General features: G+C 40.2%; 5 protein-coding genes, 1 rRNA gene and 1 other annotated feature. Of the genes, 1 reads left to right on the top strand and 5 read right to left on the bottom strand.

Annotated elements, in window-relative coordinates:
• From BMX26_RS07885 to mprF, 5 genes are all read right to left on the bottom strand, one after another.
• A 16S ribosomal RNA gene (locus BMX26_RS07885) occupies positions 1-169 on the bottom strand; the annotation flags it as partial.
• Between the two features lie 486 nt (positions 170-655).
• Positions 656-1,951: a tyrosine--tRNA ligase gene (gene tyrS, locus BMX26_RS07880; RefSeq protein WP_143454884.1), complete on the bottom strand. Its 1,296-nt coding sequence runs from the start codon at positions 1,949-1,951 to the stop codon at positions 656-658.
• Positions 1,950-2,143 (bottom strand) — a binding site (T-box leader). It overlaps the preceding gene by 2 nt.
• A gap of 32 nt (positions 2,144-2,175) precedes the next feature.
• Positions 2,176-2,619 (bottom strand): Fur family transcriptional regulator, encoded by a 444-nt coding sequence (locus BMX26_RS07875; protein WP_075530889.1) that lies wholly within the window; start codon positions 2,617-2,619, stop codon positions 2,176-2,178.
• A 77-nt stretch (positions 2,620-2,696) separates the two neighbouring features.
• Positions 2,697-3,275, bottom strand: coding sequence for a metal-dependent hydrolase (locus BMX26_RS07870; protein ID WP_075530887.1), 579 nt, complete (start codon positions 3,273-3,275; stop codon positions 2,697-2,699).
• 71 nt (positions 3,276-3,346) lie between these two features.
• Positions 3,347-5,815, bottom strand: coding sequence for a bifunctional lysylphosphatidylglycerol flippase/synthetase MprF (mprF, locus tag BMX26_RS07865; protein ID WP_075530886.1), 2,469 nt, complete (start codon positions 5,813-5,815; stop codon positions 3,347-3,349).
• Between the two features lie 108 nt (positions 5,816-5,923).
• On the opposite strand from mprF, the gene BMX26_RS07860 reads away from it, so the two are divergent.
• Positions 5,924-6,586, top strand: coding sequence for an Ada metal-binding domain-containing protein (locus BMX26_RS07860; RefSeq protein WP_075530885.1), 663 nt, complete (start codon positions 5,924-5,926; stop codon positions 6,584-6,586).
• Positions 6,587-6,592 lie beyond the last annotated feature (6 nt).

Genomic DNA, 6,592 nt, shown 5'->3' with positions numbered 1-6,592 from the left:
GTGTTATCCCCCTCTTTTGGGCAGGTTGCCTACGTGTTACTCACCCGTTCGCCACTCAGTCTTTTAATCGCTAAATGCAAGCATTTATTGATTAAAAGCTTCGTTCGACTTGCATGTATTAGGCACGCCGCCAGCGTTCGTCCTGAGCCAGGATCAAACTCTCAATTTATAAGTTTGTGACTCAAAATTTAAATTTACTAGCGAATTGACTTCGCAAATATTGTTGCTCTTGTTCAAAACAAGAAGCCCTGCACATTTGCTTATCGAAACTTTGTTCAGTTTTCAAAGATCTACAATCATTATCCTTAACAGACAACTCAATCATTATATCAATCGAAATTTATCTTGTCAAGAACTTTTTTGAAGAAGTTTTTTAACTCCTTGTCGTTAACAACTTGCGCCGTAACAACATAGATTACTATACTCGCATCCAGCATATTCGTCAACACCTTTTTTTTACAATTACGACATAATCCAGCCTATTTTTACGACGCTTTGCTAACTTTTTTTGAATCAATCAGAACTATAATTCGTTTTTTGCTATCTCAAATCCTGTTTTGCCCGTTAAAAATACCTCAAAAAACATTTTTTTGCTAACAAAAAATAAATAAAAAAAATCTGCACATTTTTTTAAATGCGCAGATTTTTTCGTTAATTATTTAACGCGTCCCAAGAAATAACGCTTCTTACCCCGACGTGCAATCACAAATTTACCATCAAATTGTTGAGCAGGATCAACCACGTAATCTAAATCTTGAACCCGGTCCCCATTAATATAGATAGCACCATTCGTTACATCTTCTCTAGCTTGTCGCTTAGATTTTTCAATGCCGCTATTAACCAACCATTCAACCAAGTTTTCAGGCTCAGCCTTTACTTCAACTGTTGGCATATTCTTGAAGCCTTGTTCAATTTCATCAGCTGTCAATGCTTTAACATCACCAGAGAATAAAGCTTTCGAAATATGTTCAGCTTGTTCTACGGCCTTTTTACCATGAACAAATGCTGTGACTTCTTCAGCCAAGCGGCGTTGAGCTTCGCGCTTTTCAGGCTGAGTAGCCACTTTTTGCGCCAAGTCTTCAATTTCTTCTTTGCTCAAGAAAGTAAAGTACTTCAAATACTTAACGACATCACGGTCGTCTTGATTAAGCCAAAATTGGTAAAATTCGTAGGGTGTAGTCTTTTCTGGATCAAGCCAAACAGCACCACCGGCAGATTTACCAAACTTGGTACCATCTGCTTTGAGCATCAAAGGAATGGTCAAAGCATAAGCCTGCTTGTCAGAACCTTCCATTTTGTGAATTAAATCAATACCTGCAGTAATATTGCCCCATTGATCAGCACCACCGATTTGCAATTGCACATCATGTTCCATCAACAAATGATGGAAGTCAACAGCCTGCAGAATTTGGTAAGTAAATTCCGTAAAAGAAATCCCTGTGTCTAAACGACTGGCAACCACATCTTTAGCCAACATTGTATTAATATTGAATAATTTACCGTAATCACGCAAGAAATCAAGCAAGCTGATTTTTGAAAGCCATTCATAGTTGTTAACAATATTAATCTTGTCATCACCAAACAAACGCTTCATTTGAGCAGTCAGGCATTCTTCATTATGGTGAACTTGATCCATTGTTTGTAAAACACGTTCAGACGAACGGCCGGAAGGATCCCCAATCGAACCAGTACCGCCGCCAATAACAATGTAAGCCCGGTGTCCTGCCATTTGGAATCGTTTCAGCATCATGAAAGGAATCAAGTGGCCAACGTGCAAACTGTCACCTGTTGGATCAGTCCCGCAATAAACGCCAACAGATTTTTCACCCAGTAGTTTGTGCAAACTTTCTTCATCAGAAATTTGGTTGACGGCGCCCCGCCATTTTAATTCATCGATAATATTTTCCAAAATACATCCTCCTAATAAAAAATCCCTGACGTCAAAAGACATCAGGGACGAAATTTTTTCCGCGTTACCACCCAGATTACTGCAAATATTGCAGTCAACTCTGTCATCGATATCGGAATGACCCGTTTTAGACTCCACAGTGTAATTCAGCCGTAAAATATGTGCTGACTCCCAGCAACGCCAGCTCTCTTAACCAGGGATTTTAAAGCCTACTATCTGCTTCACTGCCTGTAATAATGCTAGTTTATACTAGCATCCGTTAAATGTCAATTCTCTTTTGCCAGGCAATTTGGGCATAAACCAAAGACTTCATATTGACTGGATAAAATCTGATAGTGGCTGGCTTTTTGAGCCTTTACTTCAAGCTTTTGATAACTGTCATCTAAAATATCTTCAATCTTGCCGCAACGTACACAAATCACGTGATAATGGGGTGTTTTCACATAATCATAGTGCATATGCCCCGTAGCATCGGCTGCTACAGCGCTGACCAGCTTTTTTTCCTGAAGCACCTGCATCGTATTATAAACAGTTGCTAAACTAATTCTAATTTCCGACTGTTTTAAACCTTGATAAATCATTTCCACTGTGGGATGTGAGGCTGTACTCATCATATAAGCTAAAATTATTTGCCTTTTAGGCGTAGCTTTAATACCACTGGCTTTTAACTTTTGAGCAGCTGCTACTAACATTTTGGCATCTTTTTCCATCTTAACCACCTAAATCCTTCAGCTTATTATCGTCTAAATATTATCGTCTAAATCATTCTAAATGTCCACTAATAAGCCTAAGGGCATAAGAAAGTAATCATTTTTCGGCAAAAAAGTGCAAAAATTTTCCCAAACCCCTGTGTAAAAGTCAGCCTTCCCAGATACCACAAATATATTTCACCTAATAGAATACAAGTAAAAAAGCCCAGTAAAATATACTCACTGATTTTGCCGGTACGATAATAGGCAAAATGTCCCCCAGCCTTAAATTTATTCTTCGACAAAGGCCAAAACCAGTTGATGCCTTCTTTAGAAAAACTGTCTTCCAGCAAGTGAGCTAAATATCCCAGCAGCAGCCAAAACGGCGCAACATAAACAGCTTTGGTAAAATACAGATTTCTAATCCATAAGCACAGGGCGTAAACTATCGCTGCACAAAAAAGCGAATGGGTTCCGCCACGGTGGCCCAAAGTTTTACTGATAGTCTTGCTTAAAGCCTTATTTTTTTGACCCATAAAAGACGTAGGATGATCAATATCAGGCAGCAAAACCCCCACCCCATAGGCTAAAAGATTAGGTACATTCAAATTTCCTGTCGCCACCAGCATTGGGAAGCCCACCGTAAAAGACGTCACTAAATGCGTTTTATATTGCATAATCTCTTCCTTCAAAAATTATTTGCTCTTAGTATAGCACAAAAAAAGTCGCGGATATCCGCGACTAAAAGCTATTTTTCATTAGATAAGGCTAAATAAAGACAACTTGTCACCGCAACTGAAGTCCGTTTACGGTAAGCCAAATATCTATCAGCCTTAAGGGTTCCTGGAAGCTTTTTGGCGTCATTTTTGGTCCCACTATTATAGATAAACGCTGCCAAACGTTCATCTAACAGCTGGTAGCGTTTATCAGGCGCCTGCGCTTTGCCTTTTAGACCTAAATCTAAATATTTAAAGCCGTGATTTTTCCCATGTAACATGACCTCTAAATGCATCCACGAAAGCAACTGCTGCGAAGCGTCAGGTTTTAAGCCCAGTAAATCATAGGCTAGCACGGACTTATTTTTTTGGTAAACGGCCATGGCAGCCACTGCTTGCCCTTGCTGATCAAAAGCCACCAACAATTTGGAATGGTCCAGATAATATTTGCTGAAAAATTCCTGCCCGCTTGCTTCTTTATCCGCCAAACTTTCTAAATCTGCTAGCAAATCATCTAAATACGGTGGTTTTTGCCATTGAAGCCGGTAAGTGGCCTGCAATTGACTGCTTAAATCAGCCTGTTCCTCCGTGCTACTGCCTTGTTCCAAATCAACTAAAGCTTCATAGCCTAATTTGAGATAATCATAGCCTAAATCATGCAGAAGATTCGCAAAATTTTGACTGACATCATAAAAGACCGGTTCGAATCCGTATATATCAGCTTCCTTGATAAAATGTTCAAGAGCTTCTTTAAAAACGGTCGGATTGCCAATCATATCGCCCAAGCAAAAAAGCTTATCCTGCCGTCTGCGGTACATAATCAATGCTTGATCGACACCATCTTTTTGGTAAAAATATAAAAGTTTATCCCGCAAAAAAGCTAAATGCCCTAATTCTTGGTTGGAGTAGCTAGCCAGCATCTTTTGCAATCTAGCCCCATCAAAAGCCCGCGGATAAAGTGGGTTGGCTCCATGCGTTAGATAAAGTAAAATAACTAAAACTATCAAAGCGGAAATGACCATCCCTAAAAAGCCGGAAAACCATATTCTTTGAGCTGGAAATAAAAGGTATTTGGGAATCCGGTGTAAAGAACTGAATTGCGGCGTATTGATAATGCCGACAATAGCATACAGGATAAAAACACCCGCAAAAATCACAACATCAGCTACCATTTTGCCTAAAGAATACTGTAGCTGCTGCCGATAAAGTTCCTTGCGTGATAGCCAAACAAATAACAAGACCAAACCTAAAAAAAGCGCCAAGCTCAGCGATTTTGTCTGATAAACTGTATTAACAATCCCAATCCCTAGCACCGCCACCGTCGGCCAAAAAGCCCGCTGCACCTTAGCCGAAATTCCACGTGCTAGCCCCATTAGAGCCATCGCAAAGATAATATCGTTCATCTGATCAAAAAAGAAAAAGGTATATGAATGCAGTTTTAGCAAAACTTCATTAGCACTGGCAAAATGAGGTACCGCCGCAAACAGCAGCATCAAAATCGCCGACAGGTATAAAAAGCACGTCACCAAAAAATGGGCGACTTTTTGCACTACCATCCGCAAAATGCCATCAAACCGCCGGTCAACAGCCGCACCTGCCTCGTGTACAAATAAAATCATCCCGATGATAAATGGAATAATATAGTAAAAAAGCCGGAAAAATAATAGCCATACCACGCCAACTTCATTGGAAACCCCTAACGTTGCCATGCCATACAGCATAAAGACGTCAAATGAACCTAACCCACCAGGCACCATCGATACCATACCTAGCACAGCACCCGTCATATAGTAGGCTAAAATGGTCAAAAAATCAGTTTTGACGCCCAGCATCAGACCGACAAACAAGAAATAGCCCCCTACAAATGTCCATTCCATAAAGGAACCTAAAATAAGCGCCATTTCTCTTTTAAAAGTCATATCACTAAACATCGCCGTCTTTTTCAGCTTGCTTCCAATAAAAAGCAAGGGAAAGTATAGGCCCCCACCGACCAGCCAAAGCCAATAGCTACCAAATTCACTGCCTAAATTGCGGCCATAAATCAAGAATAAAGCAATCCAGCAATAGATAGACAAACCCGCTAAAACGTAAAGAGCAATCTTTGATAACGCATATAAAATCTGCTTAGGACTAGCATCTTTGTTATAAAAATTTGCCCTTAGGCTGGCGCCAACCACCCCGCCAAAGCCAGCTACATTGGTTGCCGTATTAACAATCCAGCCACTTTTGATGATATAGGGAAGCGAATATTTCCCGGGTAAAAAGCGGACAATGACCAAATCATACGTTATCATGGGGGTAACCGCCACTAGCCCTACTAAGAACAGCAGACCAATGGTCATTAGCGACTGGTGGGCTAGCCCTGTTTGCACCTTGCTCCAATCAATTTGTTTAAAAATATGTCCTACTTCATAGACCACAAAAATCAGAATGGAAAAGATAAACAGGGCTTTGAGATATTTGATATTTTTTTTGATTAACTTTTTCAAACCAGTCAACATATTTAATCACCTAAGCTTTAAAATCTTAACCTAATTATAACTTATTTTGGAAGATTCTAGCCGTTTAATGGTAAAATTAAGAAAAGTATTCTTTGTGAGGTGAAGTACATGTTTAAGAACCTGCTGGTCAGCTTATTTTTAGTCCTCCTTATCGGCCAGGTCTATCTCAGCGTCAGGTGGCTTTTAGCTAAATTAAAAGCCAGCCCTACCGCAAAAAAACTGCAAAATCTGCTTTTTTGCTCTCTAATGGCTGAAATTGCCCTTTTTTATTTAATCGCAATCTTGCCGTCAACCCCGCCTAAAAAGCCGTCCAAAGCAAAACAGCATGTCAAAATTGAAACGGTCGTGATAGGCAAAACCCGCTTCAAGGATGCCAAAAAAGCATCCATTTCGCTTTTGGAAGAACAGGCTAGTTTAAATGCCGATGCCAGTTCGCTTAAAGCAGCCAGCGAAAAATTAGCTAAGCAGAGTGCAAAACAAAGCTCTAGCACAGCTGTTCAAAGTGCCAAAGTCATCGTCAATTCCAGTCCTAGCACGGCTAGCTCTAGTTCAAATACCGGCTCTAATCAAGACGTCAGCGCAGCTACTAAAGCGACGCAAAGTGAATCAGTTAGCACCAAAAGCAGCCAAGGCTTGATTGTCGGCAACAAAAACACCAAAGTTTATCATACGCCTGATCAAGAAAACTATTCCATGGCAGCCAAAAATGCGGTCTACTTTAAAACAGAATCCGAAGCCATCGCCAATGGCTACCATAAATCAAAACGTTAGGAGGGA

It is taken from the genome of Ligilactobacillus sp. WC1T17 (assembly GCA_900110005.1).
Taxonomy (GTDB): Bacteria; Bacillota; Bacilli; order Lactobacillales; family Lactobacillaceae; genus Ligilactobacillus; species Ligilactobacillus ruminis_A.
The sequence above is the reverse complement of the archived record's forward strand: the minus strand, read 5'-3'. Positions and strand labels throughout refer to the sequence as shown.

Excerpts from the sequence above, each read along its gene's own strand:
- tyrS (WP_143454884.1), bottom strand. The coding sequence starts at position 1,951 with ATGTCTTTTGACGTCAGGGATTTTTTATTAGGAGGATGTATTTTGGAA.
- BMX26_RS07875 (WP_075530889.1), bottom strand. The coding sequence starts at position 2,619 with ATGGAAAAAGATGCCAAAATGTTAGTAGCAGCTGCTCAAAAGTTAAAA.
- BMX26_RS07870 (WP_075530887.1), bottom strand. The coding sequence starts at position 3,275 with ATGCAATATAAAACGCATTTAGTGACGTCTTTTACGGTGGGCTTCCCA.
- mprF (WP_075530886.1), bottom strand. The coding sequence starts at position 5,815 with ATGTTGACTGGTTTGAAAAAGTTAATCAAAAAAAATATCAAATATCTC.
- BMX26_RS07860 (WP_075530885.1), top strand. The coding sequence starts at position 5,924 with ATGTTTAAGAACCTGCTGGTCAGCTTATTTTTAGTCCTCCTTATCGGC.